Here is a 569-nt window from a genome sequence, read left to right on the forward strand (position 1 = left end):
CTAGATGACCTTAACCGCCGTGCCTTTAAGAAACTACCGGGTTCCCGCTTAAGTCAATTTGAAGCCTTGGATAAGCCAGCGCTTAAATCGCTTCCCGCGAAGCATTATGAGTATGTCGAGTTCAAACTTGCACGCGTTAATATCGACTACCACATAGAGTTCGACAAGCATTATTACTCAGTACCTCATCATCTGGTGAAGTCTCAAGTAGAAGCCCAAGCAAGCCAAGATAGCGTTGCTATTTTCTTCAAAGGAAAACAGGTTGCACGACATGCTAGGAGCTTGCGCCAAGGGGGTTTTACCACCAATGCTCACCACATGCCTGAGCCCCATCGAAAGCACCAAGCCTGGACGCCGGAGAGACTGATCTCTTGGGGCGCTCGAATCGGGCCTGCAACGCAATCCATCGTACTAAACCTACTCGAACAAAAGAAGGTACCCGAACAAGCTTATCGAGTCTGCTTGGGTTTACTGAATCTGGCAAAACAATACACACCAGAAAGATTAGAAGCCGCTTGCTTACGGGCTCAGCATATCAATGCCCGACGACTGGCAAATATTAAGTCCAT

Annotated in this window: 1 pseudogene; it reads left to right on the forward strand. The window is 48.2% G+C overall.

From position 1 onward, the window contains the following. Positions 1 to 569, forward strand: a pseudogene (locus A3756_RS27150) (IS21 family transposase); the annotation flags it as partial.

The organism is Oleiphilus sp. HI0086, from assembly GCF_001635225.1.